The 16,861-nt window shown below is 61.2% G+C and carries 20 protein-coding genes; 9 read left to right on the forward strand and 11 right to left on the reverse strand.

Annotated features, from left to right (window positions below; all coding sequences use genetic code 11):
* The first annotated feature begins 8 nt into the window (after nt 1-8).
* The gene (locus G359_RS15910) at nt 9-944 is read left to right on the forward strand and encodes a ribose-phosphate pyrophosphokinase (protein ID WP_045838114.1); all 936 of its coding nucleotides are present in this window, start codon (nt 9-11) and stop codon (nt 942-944) included.
* 54 nt (nt 945-998) lie between these two features.
* Here the strand turns inward: G359_RS15910 and G359_RS15915 are convergent, their stop codons facing one another.
* Entirely contained in the window at nt 999-1,424 is a 426-nt protein-coding gene (locus tag G359_RS15915; protein WP_045836915.1) for a Fur family transcriptional regulator, read from the reverse strand.
* Nucleotides 1,425-1,718: 294 nt separating this feature from the next.
* Here G359_RS15915 and G359_RS15920 point away from each other — a divergent pair, with 294 nt between their 5' ends.
* From G359_RS15920 to G359_RS15940, 5 genes are all read left to right on the forward strand, one after another.
* The gene (locus G359_RS15920; RefSeq protein WP_045836916.1) at nt 1,719-2,456 is read left to right on the forward strand and encodes a 50S ribosomal protein L25/general stress protein Ctc; all 738 of its coding nucleotides are present in this window, start codon (nt 1,719-1,721) and stop codon (nt 2,454-2,456) included.
* A 188-nt stretch (nt 2,457-2,644) separates the two neighbouring features.
* A complete protein-coding gene (pth, locus tag G359_RS15925) occupies nt 2,645-3,394 on the forward strand; it encodes an aminoacyl-tRNA hydrolase (RefSeq protein ID WP_045836917.1) in 750 nt (249 codons plus the stop codon).
* 43 nt (nt 3,395-3,437) lie between these two features.
* The gene (locus G359_RS15930; RefSeq protein ID WP_045836918.1) at nt 3,438-4,166 is read left to right on the forward strand and encodes a hypothetical protein; all 729 of its coding nucleotides are present in this window, start codon (nt 3,438-3,440) and stop codon (nt 4,164-4,166) included.
* Nucleotides 4,167-4,259: 93 nt separating this feature from the next.
* Nucleotides 4,260-5,357 carry a redox-regulated ATPase YchF gene (gene ychF, locus G359_RS15935; protein WP_045836919.1) on the forward strand — a complete coding sequence of 366 codons (1,098 nt, stop codon included), beginning with the start codon at nt 4,260-4,262 and terminating at the stop codon, nt 5,355-5,357.
* Nucleotides 5,358-5,369: 12 nt separating this feature from the next.
* Nucleotides 5,370-5,612, forward strand: a complete 243-nt coding sequence (locus G359_RS15940; protein ID WP_045836920.1) for a DUF3297 family protein — start codon at nt 5,370-5,372, stop codon at nt 5,610-5,612.
* Nucleotides 5,613-5,625: 13 nt separating this feature from the next.
* Here the strand turns inward: G359_RS15940 and G359_RS15945 are convergent, their stop codons facing one another.
* The 6 genes from G359_RS15945 to G359_RS15970 form a co-directional block, all read right to left on the reverse strand.
* Nucleotides 5,626-6,030, reverse strand: coding sequence for a hypothetical protein (locus tag G359_RS15945; RefSeq protein ID WP_045836921.1), 405 nt, complete (start codon nt 6,028-6,030; stop codon nt 5,626-5,628).
* Nucleotides 6,031-6,182: 152 nt separating this feature from the next.
* Nucleotides 6,183-7,691, reverse strand: a complete 1,509-nt coding sequence (locus G359_RS15950) for a catalase (RefSeq protein WP_045838115.1) — start codon at nt 7,689-7,691, stop codon at nt 6,183-6,185.
* A 142-nt stretch (nt 7,692-7,833) separates the two neighbouring features.
* Entirely contained in the window at nt 7,834-8,520 is a 687-nt protein-coding gene (locus tag G359_RS15955; RefSeq protein WP_256363865.1) for a class II aldolase/adducin family protein, read from the reverse strand.
* Nucleotides 8,517-9,617 carry an S-methyl-5-thioribose-1-phosphate isomerase gene (mtnA, locus tag G359_RS15960; protein ID WP_045836922.1) on the reverse strand — a complete coding sequence of 367 codons (1,101 nt, stop codon included), beginning with the start codon at nt 9,615-9,617 and terminating at the stop codon, nt 8,517-8,519. Before mtnA ends, G359_RS15955 begins: the two co-directional genes overlap by 4 nt.
* On the reverse strand, nt 9,607-10,317 hold the full coding sequence (locus G359_RS15965) for an alpha/beta fold hydrolase (RefSeq protein WP_045836923.1): 711 nt from the start codon (nt 10,315-10,317) through the stop codon (nt 9,607-9,609). Before G359_RS15965 ends, mtnA begins: the two co-directional genes overlap by 11 nt.
* Before the next feature lie 233 nt (nt 10,318-10,550).
* Entirely contained in the window at nt 10,551-11,090 is a 540-nt protein-coding gene (locus G359_RS15970) for an adenine phosphoribosyltransferase (protein ID WP_045836924.1), read from the reverse strand.
* 128 nt (nt 11,091-11,218) lie between these two features.
* Here G359_RS15970 and G359_RS15975 point away from each other — a divergent pair, with 128 nt between their 5' ends.
* Nucleotides 11,219-11,653 carry a hypothetical protein gene (locus G359_RS15975; protein WP_045838117.1) on the forward strand — a complete coding sequence of 145 codons (435 nt, stop codon included), beginning with the start codon at nt 11,219-11,221 and terminating at the stop codon, nt 11,651-11,653.
* Between the two features lie 16 nt (nt 11,654-11,669).
* Here G359_RS15975 and G359_RS15980 read toward each other — a convergent pair whose 3' ends face one another.
* The 4 genes from G359_RS15980 to petA all read right to left on the reverse strand — a co-directional run bounded on the left by G359_RS15980 (nt 11,670) and on the right by petA (nt 15,439).
* The gene (locus G359_RS15980; RefSeq protein WP_045836925.1) at nt 11,670-12,542 is read right to left on the reverse strand and encodes an S-methyl-5'-thioadenosine phosphorylase; all 873 of its coding nucleotides are present in this window, start codon (nt 12,540-12,542) and stop codon (nt 11,670-11,672) included.
* 102 nt (nt 12,543-12,644) lie between these two features.
* Nucleotides 12,645-13,505 carry a cytochrome c1 gene (locus G359_RS15985; RefSeq protein ID WP_045836926.1) on the reverse strand — a complete coding sequence of 287 codons (861 nt, stop codon included), beginning with the start codon at nt 13,503-13,505 and terminating at the stop codon, nt 12,645-12,647.
* A 13-nt stretch (nt 13,506-13,518) separates the two neighbouring features.
* Nucleotides 13,519-14,838: a cytochrome b gene (locus G359_RS15990; protein ID WP_045836927.1), complete on the reverse strand. Its 1,320-nt coding sequence runs from the start codon at nt 14,836-14,838 to the stop codon at nt 13,519-13,521.
* A gap of 13 nt (nt 14,839-14,851) precedes the next feature.
* Nucleotides 14,852-15,439 (reverse strand): ubiquinol-cytochrome c reductase iron-sulfur subunit, encoded by a 588-nt coding sequence (gene petA / locus G359_RS15995; RefSeq protein WP_045836928.1) that lies wholly within the window; start codon nt 15,437-15,439, stop codon nt 14,852-14,854.
* Nucleotides 15,440-15,661: 222 nt separating this feature from the next.
* Between petA and G359_RS16000 the strand changes: the two genes are divergently transcribed.
* Nucleotides 15,662-16,132 (forward strand): tRNA (cytidine(34)-2'-O)-methyltransferase, encoded by a 471-nt coding sequence (locus G359_RS16000; RefSeq protein WP_045836929.1) that lies wholly within the window; start codon nt 15,662-15,664, stop codon nt 16,130-16,132.
* 73 nt (nt 16,133-16,205) lie between these two features.
* Nucleotides 16,206-16,847, forward strand: a complete 642-nt coding sequence (locus tag G359_RS16005) for a methyltransferase family protein (RefSeq protein WP_045836930.1) — start codon at nt 16,206-16,208, stop codon at nt 16,845-16,847.
* Nucleotides 16,848-16,861: the final 14 nt, after the last annotated feature.

Here is a 16,861-nt window from a genome sequence, read left to right on the forward strand (position 1 = left end):
AGCTGGGCGTGAAGATTGTCGCGGGAAACAGTAACCGGCCGCTTGCCGACGCTATCTGTTCTTATCTGAAGCTTCCTATGGCCAAAGGCCAAGTGAAGCGTTTTGCGGACATGGAGATCTTCGTCGAGATCCAGGAGAATGTCCGCGGCCAGGATGTCTTCGTCATCCAGTCGACGTCGTTCCCCGCGAACGACAACCTCATGGAATTGCTGATCCTGCTTGACGCGCTGAAACGTTCGTCAGCGCGCCGGATCACCGCCGTCATTCCCTACTTCGGCTACGCCCGGCAGGATCGCAAGCCCGGCCCGCGAACGCCCATCTCCGCGAAGCTCGTCGCCAACCTCATCGAGCGCGCGGGCGCCGACCGCGTTCTGACGCTCGACCTGCACGCCGGACAGATCCAGGGCTTCTTCGACATCCCGACCGACAACCTCTTCGCCGCGCCCGTCATGACGCGCGATATCGAAGAGCACTACGGCAGCACTGACGACATCGTCGTCGTCTCGCCGGACGTCGGCGGCGTCGTCCGCGCCCGTGCTCTCGCAAAGCGCATCGGAGCACCAATCGCGATTTGCGATAAGCGCCGCGAACGTCCAGGCGAAAGCGAAGTGATGAACGTCATCGGCGAAGTCGACGGCAAGCGCTGCGTTCTCATCGACGACATCATCGATTCAGGCGGAACGCTCGTCAACGCGGCCGAGGCCTTGCTCAAGAACGGCGCGACGGAAGTATCGGCTTACATCTCGCACGCCGTGCTCTCGGGCGGCGCCGTCAGCCGCATCCAGAATTCGCGACTGAAATCGCTCGTCATCACCGACTCGATCCTTCCGACCGAGGCCGTCAGGGCAGCGAAGAATATCCGGGTGATCTCGATCGCGCCGCTGATCGGCGAAGCGATCCTGAGAACGAGCCGCGAAGAAAGCGTCTCGAGCCTCTTTTACTGACACCTGTCAGAGGGCGCGCGGACGTCGCTGCGCGCCATCGCAAAACCCAGAGTATCAGCCGTTGCGCTCGGCCCGGGTTCCGGCCGTGCAGTCGCCGCAGCGGCCGCGAATCTCCATCGTCATCGACCGCACCTTGAAATCGTTCTTCCCGGCCCAGGCCTGCAGGCTTTTGACGGCCGCCGGATTGTCGAATTCCTTAACGGCGCCGCAGGAATCGCAAATGGCGAACACAGCCTTTCCGTGATGGTGCGGATGATCGCACGCGACGAAGGCGTTAAGGCTTTCGAGCCGATGGGCGAGGCCATCCTCGATGAGACGCTGTAGGGCCCGGTAAACGGTCGGCGGGGCGCTGACGCCCTTGCCGCGGACCTCCTCGATAAGTTCATAAGCGCTGACGGGCCGGCCCACACCTCTAAGCGCCTCGACAATGATCTTGTCCTGGTCGGCCGCGCTGCGGCGCTTCGTAGGCTTTTTGGCCATCACTCCGGGCATCTCCGTAACCCGCCTTCACGGGGCAATAATTGCTCGCCAGCCAAATCCGGCCCTAATATGCTGATTTTCGCGGCAACTTTCCAGCGGGACCGCCCGCTTCCCGTAGCCTTGTATGGGCGCAATCGCCGTGTTTGGGCCGTTGCGCGTATGCCGAACCCCGGGTATACACGCGCAATCTCATGAAGACCTTCCTGAGACGCCGCCCGGCACCCTTGGAGGCCGGTACGCGGCTATTTGGCTCTTCTGATAGGCAGTTGAGCCACAACACTCGGAGACGATGCCATGTCTGAGCTCATCACGCTCAAGGCTACGGCGCGCCCGCGTGCCGGCAAGGGGGCCGCACGCCAAGCTCGCCGCGATGGAAATGTGCCTGCCGTCATTTACGGCAACCACGAACCCTCGGAACAGATCAACCTCGAATACAACGAGCTCTGGAAGCAGGTCCTTCGTGGCCACTTCACCTCGACGGCTATCGAGCTCGACGTCGAAGGCAAGAAGCACATCGTGCTTGCCCGCGACGTGCAGGTCGATCCCGTACGCGATACCCCCCTCCACGTCGACTTCCAGCGCGTCGGCAAGGATGGCGTCATCCGCGTTTCGATCCCGATGCACTTCGTCAATGAAACACAGTCGCCCGGCCTGAAGCGCGGCGGCGTGCTCAACATCGTGCGTCACGATGTCGAAGTGTACTGCCCTTACGACAAGATCCCGCGCTTCTTCGAGATCAACCTCGAAGGCATGGAAATCGGCCGTTCGATCCACATCTCGGAAGTGTCGATGCCGGAAGGCGTTTCGCCTGTCATCAAGAACCGCGACTTCACGATCGCAACGATCGCAGGCGCGCTCAAGGGTGAAGACGAAGCCGCGACCGCGACCGCTGCCGCTGGTGCTGCCGCACCGGCCGCCGACGCCAAGGGTGCAGCTCCTGCAGCCGGCGCGAAGGCCGCTCCTGCCGCTGGCGGCAAGGCGGCTCCGGCCGCCAAGGCAGCACCCGCTGCCAAGCCCGCAGCCAAGAAGTAAGACAATCACGAACCGGCGCGATCTTCGCATCGCGCCGGTCTCTCTCGGGTCGCGCACCCGCCGCCGAAAGGCGCGGGTCCGGCGGCCGGCTCCCCGCAGGGGAGTCGCCAAGCGCATTACAAATACCTTCGCGAAGCGCGCGCCTTCCGGCCGGCTTGCCGGAGGCAAGTCGGAAGGCGCCACCAAAAATGAAGCTCTTCGTCGGACTTGGTAATCCTGGCGAGAAATATCGCGCCAACCGCCACAACATCGGTTTCATGGCGGTCGATCGCATCGCCGAGCGCCACGGCTTCGGCCCATGGCGAAAGAAGTTCCAGGGCCTCGCCTCTGAAGGCTCGATCGGCGGCGAACGCATCACGCTTCTGAAGCCCGAAACCTACATGAACGAAAGCGGCCGCTCGGTCGGTGAAGCCCAGCGCTTTCTCAAAATTCCCCTCGACGACGTCTACGTTTTTCACGACGAGCTCGATCTCGCGCCCGGCAAGGTGAAAGTGAAAACCGGCGGCGGCAACGCCGGCCACAATGGCCTTCGCTCGATCTCCGCGCATATCGAAAACGAGTACAAGCGCGTGCGCCTCGGCATCGGCCATCCGGGCTCGAAGGACGTCGTCATCCATCACGTCCTGAACGACTTCGCGAAATCCGACCGCGAGTGGGTCACCATCATACTCGACGCCGTCGCGGACGCCGCGGGCTACCTCGCCAAAGGCGACGACGCGCGCTTCTTGAGCGACGTTGCACGCCTGAGCCAGGACGAACCTGAAGCTCCGGCGCGTAAAGCCGAACGCCCATCCCGGGATGAAGAGCCGCGCGCCCCCAAAAAGCAGGCATCAGGGCCACACCCCGCAGGTGAACGCGCCTCCAAACGACAGTCCGCATTGGCCGAGAACTTGAAAAAATGGCTGGGGGCGCGAAAATCGGGCGACGGAGGCTCGTGATCGTTTCTTCACGCACGCGTCAGGGTCGTGGGGGTTGAGGGTCATGTCCGAATATCAGGAAGAGAGCTATTCGAACGGTCCACATACGAGTGGCACGTTCCAGACGGTTATTGGCGCGCTCATCCTCTTGTTCACGGTCGGCGTTTTTGGCGCCGTCGGCTGGGACGCCTATAACGCCGCCGACAAGGACAAAACCGGCGTCCGCCGCATCCTCGCCAAGCGCTGGAACGACCGCACGCTCGTGTTCCCCATCGAAGGCACCGACCGGGCCGGACGCCACGCGCTGTTCGACGTCGTCGTCCTCACCAAGAACTACGGCTGGGTGCGCGGCTCGACGACCGAACTTGCAAAGGACGACCGCCGTCTGTCGCCGGAGGAGATCCAGGATGAAGTTCTGGCGCCCCAACTCCGCGAGGGACTGGGTTCCGCGCGCGGCCTAATCGCGGTCGGGCTCGCGAGCCAGGAAGGCGAAGTCGAGCGCGAGGAACAGCGAGGCGCAGAGCGCGCCGCTCGGACAGCGCAATGGGTCCAGGAAGCTCTCGGTGAACGCATTCCGATGTGGACGCTGAACCTCGGACGCTACGTCGACCCCTGCGCCGATTGCGAAGATACCGACACCAGCTGGCAACGCCCATTCATCGTTATCGCGGTGCGCCAAGTCGATCAGGGTACGCACATTTCCGAAGCGCTCGCCGAGGCACTGTCCTACACGACGAACCTGCCCGCCCCTTCGCGCTATTCAGCTTTTGCGTTTACGAAATTCACGCGGTGAGCCATAGGGCCGCAGAAGCAGCCGTTAAGGCTTCACATTAGGCCGCCGCTCGCTTAACCCACAGGCCTCAACTCAACCGGATATTTCCCCTCCATGGGCTTCAAATGCGGCATCGTCGGCCTGCCGAACGTCGGCAAGTCGACCCTCTTCAACGCGCTGACGCAAACTGCGCAAGCAGAGGCAGCGAACTATCCATTCTGCACGATTGAACCCAACGTCGGCGAGGTCGCCGTTCCGGACGACCGTCTCGACACGCTGGCAAAGATCGCAGGCAGCAAAGAGATCATTCCGACGCGTCTGACGTTCGTCGATATCGCAGGTCTCGTGCGCGGCGCCTCGAAGGGCGAAGGCCTCGGCAACAAGTTTCTTTCCCACATCCGCGAAGTCGATGCCGTTGCCTACGTGCTCCGCTGCTTCGTCGATGAAGACGTCACCCACGTCGAGAACCGCATAGATCCGCTCGCCGACGCCGACGTCGTCGAAACCGAGCTGATGCTTGCCGATCTCGAAAGCCTCGAGAAGCGCATCTCGCAGATCGAGAAGAAGGCGAAGACCGGCGACAAGGAAGCCAAGGCGCAATACGCCGTCATGGAGAAGCCCTTGCAGCTCCTCCGCGAAGGCAAGCCTGCGCGCCTCGCCAAGATGACGCCGGAAGAGATGCCCGCTTTCCGCGCGCTGCAACTCCTGACGTCGAAGCCCGTCGTCTACGTCTGCAACGTCGAAGAAACCGCCGCGGCGAACGGCAACGCCTATTCCAAACAGGTCGAAGAGCGCGCCAAGGCCGAAGGCGCTGCTGTCGTCGTCATCTCCGCGAAGATTGAAAGCGAGTTCTCCGGCCTCGCACCCGAAGACCGCGACGCGTTTCTCGCCGAAATGGGCCTGGAAGAAGCTGGCCTCAACCGCCTCATCCGCGCCGGCTACAGCCTCCTCGATCTCGTGACGTACTTCACGGTCGGGCCGAAGGAAGCCCGCGCCTGGACCATCACACGCGGCACCAAGGCTCCGCAGGCCGCCGGCGTCATCCATACCGACTTCGAGAAGGGCTTCATCCGCGCCGAAACCATCGCCTTCGCCGACTACGTCGCGGGCAACGGCGAAACGGGCGCGAAGGAAGCTGGAAAAATGCGCCTCGAAGGCAAGGAATACGTCGTCCAGGATGGCGACGTCATGCACTTCAGATTTGCGAACTAGGGGTCAATAGCCATGTCCACCGAGCTTCCCGACCGGCTCAGCAACGATCCGAAAAGCCCCTACTTCAACGAAGAAGTCCTGAAGCGCGACATCGGCATCCGCTTCAACGGCGTCGAGAAGACGAACGTCGAGGAATATTGCGTGAGCGAAGGCTGGATCCGCGTCGCAGCCGGCAACGCCAAGGATCGCGCCGGCCGCCCCATGACTCTGAAGCTCAAAGGCAAAGTCGAGCCGTACGTCCGCGCGGCCGAATAATTATCGCTGCAGCTTAACTCGCACGCCGCTTTCGCGTCGCGGCGGCTTTCTTCGCAGAGGCTTTCCGGGCAGCTGTAGAACGCGTCGCAACCGTCTTCCGAGCGGCTGCCGTTGGACGCGCCGCCGAACGTTTGCGGGCTGCTGCGGCACGCGTGGCCGAGGCTTTGCGAGCAGCAGTAGAACGCGAGGCAGCAACCTTCCCGCCGATCTTGCCGCCCCGGCGCGAAGATGCCGTCGACACCTTCTTACCGCGGCCCGAACCGGTCTTCTTGCCGCCGCCGGTTTCCTTGTTAACTGTAGCCCAGGCGCGCCTTTCAGCTTGACCCTTCCGGACGCCACGCTTCTCGTAGCCTTCTTCGATGTGTTCGGCCTGGCGTTTTTGCTTGGATGTGTAGCTCGATTTATCACCACGCGGCATGACCGCTCCTCCTCATTACTTACATTGAGCGCTGCCAGAGCAACGCCGCAACACTTCAGAAGTTGCAAGAAGTCGTGATAGGAAGCTCACTGAACAAAAAAGGCCCCGCATCGAGCGGGGCCTTTTTCATTGTCTGCAGTGGAGACGTCCGCTTACTCGGCAGCTTGCGCGCCTTGCGGCATCTTCTGCTGCTGGGCGGTCTCCGAAGCCTTCTGACGCGTCATGTGCTCGAGAGCTGCACGCACGCCTGCCTCGTAATCCGGATGCACCTTCTTGAAGTGCCCGAGCTGACGCTCGGCGATGAAATCCGGAATGCCCCACATCGCTTCCGCGATGTTGTTGAAGAGGCGAGCTTTCTGATCTTTGTTGAACAGATTGAACAGCGCCGTCACCTGACGATAATCGTCGTTGCCGTCGCGGTGGTTATAGCGCTCGGCATCGCCCGAAATCGCCAACGGCGGTTCCAGAGCCGACTTGTCTTCGACCGGACCGTTGAACGAGTTCGGCTCGTAATAGGCGTCGGTCACTCCGGTCTGCTGACCGAAGAAGTTCATCGGACCATCCTTGTGATAGTGATGAACCGGGCACTTCGGCGCGTTCACGGGCAGATGTTCGTAGTGCGTGCCGAGGCGATAGCGGTGCGCGTCCGCATACGAGAAGATACGCGCCTGCAGCATCTTGTCGGGCGAGAAGCCGATGCCCGGTACGATGTTGGACGGCGAGAACGCCGCCTGCTCGATTTCGGCGAAGTAGTTCTCCGGATTGCGGTTCAACTCCATCACGCCGATATCGATCGGCGGATAATCGCCGTGCGGCCAAACCTTGGTGAGGTCGAATGGGTTGTACCAGTGCTTGCCGACATCGGACTCCGGCATGATCTGGACCTGAACCTTCCACTTCGGGAAGTCGCCCTTCTCGATCGAGGTGAACAGGTCTTCCTGGGTTGACTCACGGGTATGACCGACGACCTCGGCCGCTTCCTTGTTCGTCCAGTGCTTGTGGCCCTGCATGGTCTTGAAGTGGAATTTCACCCACACGCGCTCGTTCTTCGCGTTGATGAGCGAGTAAGTGTGCGAGCCGTAGCCGTTGATGTGGCGAATGTCGGTCGGAAGACCGCGATCCGACATCAGGATCGTCACCTGATGCAGGCTTTCCGGCGAAAGCGACCAGAAATCCCACATCGCCGTCGGCGAACGCATGTTCGTCTTCGGATGCCGCTTCTGCGTGTGAATGAAATCCGGGAACTTGTAAGGATCGCGAACGAAAAACACCGGCGTGTTGTTACCGACGAGATCCCAATTGCCTTCGCTGGTGTAGAACTTGATCGCAAAGCCGCGGACGTCGCGCTCCGCGTCGGCGGCGCCGAGTTCACCGGCCACCGTCGAGCAGCGCAGCAACATCTCGGTCTTGGCACCCGGCTGCAGTGCCGCGGCCTTGGTGTACTTCGAGATATCGCCGGTGATCGTCAGCGTGCCGAATGCGCCCCAGCCCTTGGCGTGAACCGTACGCTCGGGGATACGCTCGCGGTTCTGGTGCGCAAGCTTTTCGAGCAGCTGATAGTCCTGCATGAGCAGCGGGCCGCGCGGCCCTGCTGACAGCGAATTCTGGTTGTCGGCTATGGGCGCGCCGGCGGTTGTTGTCAGTTTCTTAGTGTCGCTCATCGTGAAAAGTCCTTCCTGGAGGAAACTCAAACGACCTAGATCAGAAAAACTTTCGTCTCCAATCTTTTTTTCAGGAAATTCTTATAAGACAATCTTATAGGCGTTCCAAATTGCAATGTGACGCCCTAGACCGATTGTCCGCCTAGTCTAGTTCTGTGTTCTTGCCGTAACTCTTGAATTTTTCGACGACTTTTCGCATTTCGTCATCGCTGAGCAGATGCTCTGCGCCGGTGCTCATGACCTTGTAATACTGCTCCGCCAGAACTTCCACTTCAATGGCAAGTTCGAGAGCGTAACTGAGCGATTTGCCAAGCGCAATTTGGCCGTGATTGGCCATAAGGCAGGCGTCGCGATCCTTAAGTCCCGCAGCAACATGCCGCGCAAGCTCTTCCGTCCCGAATGTCGCGTAGGGCACGCACGGAATGTCTTTTCCGCCTGCAACCGCCACCATGTAGTGAAACGCCGGAATTGGTTTATGGGCGCAAGCAAGAACGGTCGCATGCGTCGAATGAGTATGCACGACAGCGCTGCGGTCCGGACGCGCGTGGTAGGCGGCCAAATGAAAATGCCATTCGCTCGAGGGCTTCGCCTGCGCCTTCGGAACACTGCCGTCTGCCGCGACGAAGACGATGTCTTCCGGCTCCGTCTCTTCGTAACGCTTGCCCGATGGCGTGATAAGCATCCCATCCTCAAAACGGCACGAGACATTGCCCGATCGCCCAGCTGTCAACCCCGAACGGCTCATCGACAGAGCCGTCGCGATGACCTCTTTCCTCAATGCTTTTTCGCTGACCCGCTTCACGCCCGTCACGCCCGTCACGCCCGTCACGCCGCTGCGCTCGTCTGCTCGGGATAAAGAGACACAAGTCCTTCGCGCGAAGCCGGGCAAATACCGCGCTCGGTAATGAACCCTGTAACGAGCCGCGCGGGCGTCACGTCGAAGGCCGGATTGCGCGCACGCGTCCCGTCCGCCGCAATGAGCACAGATCCGACGTCACCATTCGCGAGCTTGCCCTGCACGCGCAGCACCTCGTCTTCGCTCCGTTCTTCGATCGGAATATCCGCACCCTCGTCCGTCCGCCAATCGATCGTGGAGTAAGGCAGGGCGACGTAAAACGGAACGCCCGTATCCTTCGCCGCCAGCGCCTTCAAATAGGTCCCGATCTTGTTGGCGACGTCGCCATTGGCCGTCACCCGGTCCGTCCCGACAATGACGAGATCGACATCGCCGCGCTGCATGAAGTGCCCGCCCGCGTTATCGGCGATGAGGCTATGGGGAACGCCGTGTTGCAGAAGCTCGAACGCAGTCAGCGCTGCGCCCTGATTGCGCGGCCGCGTTTCGTCGACCCAGACGTGAACCGGAATGCCAGCATCGTGCGCGTGATAGATCGGCGACGTGGCCGTTCCCCAATCGACGCACGCGAGCCATCCCGCGTTGCAGTGCGTAAGCACGTTGACCGGGCGACCGCCCTTCTTATCCGCAATATCCTTGATGAGCCGCAGCCCGTTGACCCCGATCCGACGGCACGTCTCGACATCGTCCTCCGCCAGTTCGCCCGCGCGCGCATAAGCAGCCTCCGCCCGCGACTTTGCCGGAAGCGGAGCAAGTGTCGCCCGAAGATCTTCGAGCGCCCAGCGCAGGTTGACAGCCGTGGGTCTCTGTTCGCCGAGAAACTTCACCGTGTGTGCAAGATTCGCATCCGACGGATCGTTGCGCATGGCGAGCGCGACGCCATAAGCCGCGGTCACACCGATCAACGGCGCGCCGCGCACCTGCATGGATTTGATGGCGTGCGCCGCCTCCTCAACCGTCTTGAGAGTCAATCGCACAAGCTTATGCGGCAGCACCGTCTGATCGATGATGCCGGCTGACCACCCATCGGCTTCGAGCCAGATCGTGCGCGAGGACACTCCATCAAGCTTCATAGTTCTCCTCCGCCGCTGATTTCGTGAATTCTATGATTTCGGTCGCAGCCGCCGCCGCTTGCGTCTGCAGTAGCATATGAGCCGCCGGAAAGACGATCATCCGCGACCGGCCTTTTTCGCCGATGACTTTCTGCATGCGCGATTTGCTCACCAGCCAATCGGAGCGGCCATGAAGTGCCAGGATGGGACAGCTGAGGCGCATAAAATCCGCTGTGACGTCAACACCCGCCACGGCTCGAAGCCGGGCCGCTCGCACCGGAAGCGACAGACCTTGAACGATTGTCTCGACCTTGCTCCGAAGCTCCGGGTCCCCGTAGGCTCCCATGAGCATGGCATCCCTTAAGTTTCGCGGCGTCGCCAGCGGGTGAACGCGCGCGCATCTGCGAATGAACCAAGAGGGCCACGGATTCTTGACGAACGTGGCGGCGAGCACAATTCCCTGCACCTGCGCACCGAGTTGCCCCGCGATCAAAACCGCGACCGGTCCGGAGAAGGATTCACCCAGCACGTAGACCGGCCTGCTGCCGATTTTATGCCGAACCAGCTCGACATATCCCGCGTATCCGAGCGTCGGATCCGGCGGATAGCGGACAACGGTCACCGTGAAATGGCGTGCAAGGTGAGGAACGATCCGATCGAACAGCTCGCCCGTCCCATCGAGACCCGGCAGCAGAACGATTTCGGGGGCCTCGTTCGCCATGCTCAGTACGCAGGAGCCCCCGGTAACGGAATATGAAGGGTGGCATCAAGACCGCACTGCGCACACTTCAATGCATACCATTCCGAATACGGCCGCACCGAGCGATCGATGATCTCGACGCCAGATGCTCCGCATACGGGGCATGCCTGCGCTGAGTCCGGATCGGTGCGCCAGGCTGCGATCCGATCCAGCGCCTCAGTCAGATGTTCCTTTGGCAGGTCCAATGGGAATCCCTAGTGCCCTCCGAACGCGACGAGTGCATGATGCGGGATACCGAGAGCGGTGAGCCGCTGCACGCCGCCAAGATCCGGAAGATCCACGATGAAGGTCGCGCCGACGACGTTTCCACCCGAGCGCTGAATGAGTTTCACGGCAGCCTCAGCCGTGCCGCCTGTCGCAATGAGGTCATCGACGATGAGCACGCGCGCGCCCTTCTCGACGGCATCCTCGTGAATCTCGATCACGTCGACACCGTACTCGAGCGTATACTCCTGCCCGATGGTCTTCCACGGCAGCTTGCCCTTCTTCCGGATCGGAATGAAACCGCATTCCAGACGATCGGCGATGGCGCCCCCGAGGATGAAGCCTCGCGCCTCGATCCCCGCAACCGCATCGACTTTGCCGTCCTCGAACGGCTTCGCCATCCCCTTGATGGCCTTTTTGAGCCCTATGGGGTCGGCGAGCAGCGTAGTGATGTCCCGGAACATGATGCCCGGCTTGGGATAATCGGGGATCGTTCGGATGAGTTCTTCAAGGCCGTCTAGGTTCTTCACGTGGCTCACTCCCGCCAAATTGACGGCGCAAAATAGCAATATCTATTACTTCTAGGTAGTTTTAGAGCAACGCGCATGTGCTGAATGATTCGGCGCAAGCTTATGACACTCCCTTGAAGGACTTCGCGATGGCAGCCCAAGGCCCCTCCGCAATGGCCGAACCCGAATTCGACCCGCTTTCGGATGACGGCGAAGACCTGCCGAGAACGTTCCGCCGCGAAAAGGAAGCCCGCGCCAGAGAGGCACGCGAACGTGCCGCTCAAGAGCGCGCTGCGGCGCCGACCTTGCCGATGGGCGTAGCCGACCGTCGCATGAGCCCCCGGCCCCACACCTATGAGACGGGCGACCCCGACACAGGCGACGACGTGCAGCCCATTCCCGCTTCGGTGCGCCGCTTCGATGTGCCGTTCGTCGATCTCGTCACCTTCTTTTTGAAGGCGGTGATCGCGAGCATTCCGGCGCTCTTGCTGCTCGGCGCTGTCCTCTGGGTGATGGGCGCAGCTCTGCAGGCGCTCTTTCCCGCCCTGATCAAGATGAAGATCCTGATCAGCTTCCCGAATTGAGCGCCAGCGGCCAACCTTAGAACAGAACGCGGCCGGCAACCGCCTTTAGCTTCTTGAGAAGCTCCGGATCGCGAGCCTCGGGCGGCGTGATGATCGCCACCTCCAGCGAGCGATCGGAGCCGATCGGACAGGCCGGATGCTCGCGCGGAAAATCACGCGCCAACCGCGCAACGAGCCGCTGCGCCTTCTCGGTATTGTCCTTCATCACTACCAGGATCGCCGCCACATCGACGTCGCCGTGATCGTCGTGCCAGCAATCGTAATCGGTCACCATCGCCACGCTCGCGTAGCAGAGCTCAGCCTCGCGAGCGAGCTTGGCCTCCGGCATGTTGGTCATGCCGATGACATCGCAATCCCAGGACCGGTAGAGATTGCTCTCGGCGCGCGTCGAGAACTGCGGCCCTTCCATCGCCAGATAGGTGCCACCGCTATGAACTTCGATCTTCTCGTGCTTGGCCGCCTTCTCGAGCGCCTTGAACAATAGCGGGCTGATCGGATCGCCCATCGCGACGTGCGCCACGCAGCCGTTGCCGAAGAATGATTTCTCGCGCGCGAACGTCCGGTCGATGAACTGGTCGGGAAGCACGAAATCGCCGGGCTTGTACTTCTTCTTGAGCGATCCGCAGGCCGAGACGGAAATGAGATCGGTCACGCCCGCCCGCTTCAATACGTCGATGTTCGCGCGATAATCGATGCCGCTCGGCGACAGCTTATGGCCGCGCCCGTGCCGCGGCAGAAAGCGGATCGGCAGCCCGTCGATGTCTGCAAACAGCACCTCATCCGACGGCGTGCCCCAAGGGCTCTCGATCGCCTTCCACTCAGGATTGGCGAGACCCGGCAGATGATAAAAGCCACTGCCGCCCACAATGCCCAGAACCGTAGCCGTCATACTCGCTGATCTCCCTGTCCCCGACCGGTCGCGACAATTAAAAGAAAAAAAGCCCCGCAAGCGAGGCTTTCTTAGTTTGCAAATCGTCACAAGCGTCCGGGCTCAATGTTTGATGTTGACCCAGATTCGCTTTTTACCGAGGTAGAGCAGCACGGTTGTGACGATCAGAAATAGGATGACCTGCCATCCGATCCGCTTACGCTGATCGAGCGACGGGTCAGCGGCCCATGACAGAAATGCGACAACGTCCCGGGAATAGTTGTCGAGCGTTGGAGGAGTACCGTCCTGATAGGCGACGGCGCCGTCCGCCAGCGGCGGCGGCATGCTGATCTGATGACCCGGAAACGCCTTGTTGTAGTATTTGCCGTCCGTCAACTTGAAGTCGGCCGGCGGGTCCGAATAATCCGTCAGAAGGGCGTACACATAGTTCGCGCCACCTTCCTGATAGGCATTCAGAATGTCGCCGAGCATCAGGAACGGATGGATGTACCAGCTCGCATCCCGATGGCTGTCGCGAGCCCTCGCGATGAGCGAGAGATCGGGCGGCAGCGCACCGTTCTGAACCGAGCGCGCTTCCTGGTCGTTATGATACGGGCCCCGGATCGGATCGGAGAGCAACGGCGGCCGCTCGAACATCTTGCCTTCGTCGTTCGGCCCGTCGGTGATCTGGTTCGGCCAAGCCGCCGCCAGTTCCTTCACCGAAGCTTCCGGAAATTCCGGACCGCCCGGCTGCACCAGATTACGGAACGAAAGCCGCTTCAGGCCATGACAGTTCGAGCAGACTTCCTTGTAGACCTGGAAGCCACGCTGGAGCTGTGCCTTGTCGAATTGGCCCGTGAATCCGCTGAACGACCACTTCTGCCGCTCGATTTCCGGATGAGCCGCTTCCTCGGCCGATACGCTGCCGATCGCAGCGGTCAGGGCGATGAGGGGCAACAGAGTGAGAGAGAAATGCTTTTTCATGGTTCTATCCCCCTCAGCGCGCTTCAGGAGCAGCAGTCGCTCCCGTCGGCAGGCCGGAACCACCGCCTTTGCTCAGCACGTCTTCCGTGATCGAGCGCGGCAACCGCTTCGGCGTTTCGATGAGGCCGACGACCGGCATCACCACGAGGAAGAACAGGAAGTAGCAGACCGTGAAGATCTGCGCCGCGGTGACGTAGATGCCCTCGGCAGGCTTTGAGCCGAGATAACCCAGCGCCACGCATGTAAAGACGAAGAACCAGAAGAACCATTTGAAGATCGGCCGGTACTTCGCCGAACGCACGCGCGATGTATCGAGCCACGGCGCGAACGCGATGATGATCACCGCCGAGAACATCGCGATGACGCCGCAAAGCTTCGCGTATTGCCCGAGCGGAATGCCCAGGAACGAGCTCGTGAAGGCCCGCAGGATCGCGTAGAACGGCAGGAAATACCATTCAGGCACGATGTGCGGCGGCGTCACCAGCGGATTGGCTTCCACGTAGTTGTCCGCATGCCCGAGATAATCCGGCACGAAAAACGCGAACCACGCGAAGATGATCAGGAACGCGAAGATCCCGACGGAATCTTTCGCCGTCGCATAAGGATGCATCGGCACGGTATCGGACGGCTGCTTGATATCGAGGCCGGTCGGATTGTTTTGCCCGACGACGTGCAGCGCCCAGATGTGCAGGCCGACGACGCCGGTCAGCACGAACGGCAGAAGGTAATGCAGCGCGAAGAAGCGATTGAGCGTCACGCCCGAAACCGCGTACCCGCCCCACAGCCATTCGACGACCGCCGTGCCGAGGCCGTTATAGATCGTGTCGAGCGCGGAAAAGAGGTTGGTGATGACGGTCACGCCCCAGAAGCTCATCTGGCCCCACGGCAGCGTGTATCCCATGAACGCCGTTGCCATCATCAACAGCATGATGATGACGCCGAGAATCCAAAGCACCTCGCGCGGCGCCTTGTATGAGCCATAGTAGAAGCCGCGGAAGATATGGATGAAGACGGCGAGAAAGAACATCGACGCGCCGACGGAGTGCAGGTTGCGCAGCATCCATCCGTAATTCACATCGCGCCGTATGTGCTCGATGGAATTGAAGGCCGCAACATCGCTCGGCTGATAGTGCATGGCGAGGACGACGCCAGTGGCGATCTGCGCGAGAAGGCAGACCGTCAAGATGCCGCCGAACGTCCAGAGATAGTTCAAGTTCCGCGGCGTCGGATAATCGACGAAACTGTCGTTCACCATGCGCGCGATGGGCAACCGCTCATCGAACCATTTGCCCCAGCGCGACGTCGGAACGTACCTAGAGGTCGAGCCTCCCATTTGCGCTCTCCCCCTAACCGATTTTTATTTTTGTATTTGTTTCGAACGCATAAGGCGGCACCTCGAGATTGCGTGGTGCCGGCCCCTTACGAATGCGCCCCGACGTATCGTAGGTCGATCCGTGGCACGGGCAGAACCAGCCGCCGTACTCGCCGCGCTCGTCGCCCATCGCCTGCCCCTTCGGGATGCAGCCGAGATGCGTGCAGATGCCGATGAGCACGATCCAGTTTTCGTGGCCTTTGACCGTGCGGTTGGCATCGGTCGCAGGCGGGTCGCCTGTGAGGCCTTCGTTGCGCGCGTTATCGTCGGGGAGTTTTTTGACGTCGACGTCCACCGCCGATTCGATCTCCGCCTTCGTTCGGTTGCGAATGAAGATCGGTTTGCCGCGCCACATCGCCGTTATGGCCTGACCTTCTTTCACCGGAGACAGATCGATCTCGACAGACGAAAGCGCTTTCGTGCTCGCGTCGGGATTCATCTGCTGAATGAAGGGCCAAAGAAGCGACGCGGCGCCGACAGCGGCGAACGCGTTACCAGCAACCACCAAGAAATCCCGGCGGTTCGGCTCTAGTGCTTCAGTAGTCACGGATGCCTCTCGCATTGGAAACCAGAGACGATGTGATGGCTTTTTGATCGTCCGAGGAAAAACCCCGCCGTCGATTGCCTTGTTTTTAATCTCTGGTTTGTTCGTTTCTCTTCCCTAGCGACGTTCTGACAGCCTTTGCCTCCGCTATCAACAACGAGCGCGACATAAGGCGAGAGGCAATTTGGCGCATATTGAGGACTGGACAGGGAGCGCGGCCTTCACGCAGGTCGCGCTGAGATGCGACTTGCTCTTTTTCAGCCCGACATTGCGCAAAACACGGGCACCATTCTGCGCCTCTGTGCTTGCTTCGGTATCCCCGTCGACGTGATCGGACCGACCGGCTTCGACATGAGCGACCGCGCGCTCAAACGCGCGGCCCTCGATTACTTGCCCCACGTCGAACTCTCGCGGTACGCGGGGTTTGATACCTTCATGGAAACACGAGCAGCCGCCACGCCTCCGCAAGGCCGGCTCGTTTTGCTGACGACCAAAGCTGCAACCTCCCATTGCGACTTCCGCTTCGCGCCCGACGATACCTTGATGCTCGGCCGCGAAAGCGCCGGCGTTCCGGACACGGTCCACGACCGTGTCGATGCACGGATCACAATCCCGATGCGGCCGGGATTGAGATCGTTGAATGTCGCCGTCGCAGCCGCCATCGTTCTCGGCGAGGCGCTCCGCCAGACGAACGGTTATCCTCACGCCTGACGCTCTCGGCTGTCGCACGCGTGACACGTGACTGCTGCATTTCCGGCGCGCAGCCTTCACGAATCACAGCGCCATGCCGATCGAGACGTTTCTGGAAATTGCAGGCGCCGCATCGGCAATATTGCTGATCGCAGGCCTCATCGCGGGCCAACTGAATAGCGAATGGCGCATCTGGCCCGCGCCGCCCGCGGGCTCACTCAAAAGCTTCGGCTTCTGGACTCTCTTCCGCACATTGAATGTCGTCGTGCTGGTCCTCGGCATCGAGCGCTTTTTGACGACGCTCACCGGTCCCGCCGTCCCGCTTCGGATTGCGCTCGCAGCCGTCTCAGCGATCGCCGGATTGGCCTACATCAACGCGCTATGGTCGCTCGGCCGCAAAGCCACCTACTGCCAGGCGAGCGGCCTGGCGACCGACGGCATCTACCGCTGGACACGAAACCCGCAGTACGCAACGGCCATCGCGGCGTACACGACTCTGGGGCTCGCTGCCGCCGCCTGGGACGCAACCCTGCTCGCCGCGTCCCTCGTCGTTGTCTATGCGATGATGGCGATTACTGAGGAACCTTGGCTCGAGACGCGCTACGGCAGCGCCTACCTCGCTTACAAATCCGAGGTGCCGCGGTTCTTCAACGTTCGCCACGCCGTCGCGACGCTTGCAGCACTGGCTGCAAACAGACCGCCGACGCTCGCAAGACAGCCCCGGACCAAGCGATAGCGGGGAAACGCCCC

This window comes from Hyphomicrobium sp. 99, from assembly GCF_000384335.2.
Lineage (GTDB): Bacteria > Pseudomonadota > Alphaproteobacteria > Rhizobiales > Hyphomicrobiaceae > Hyphomicrobium_B.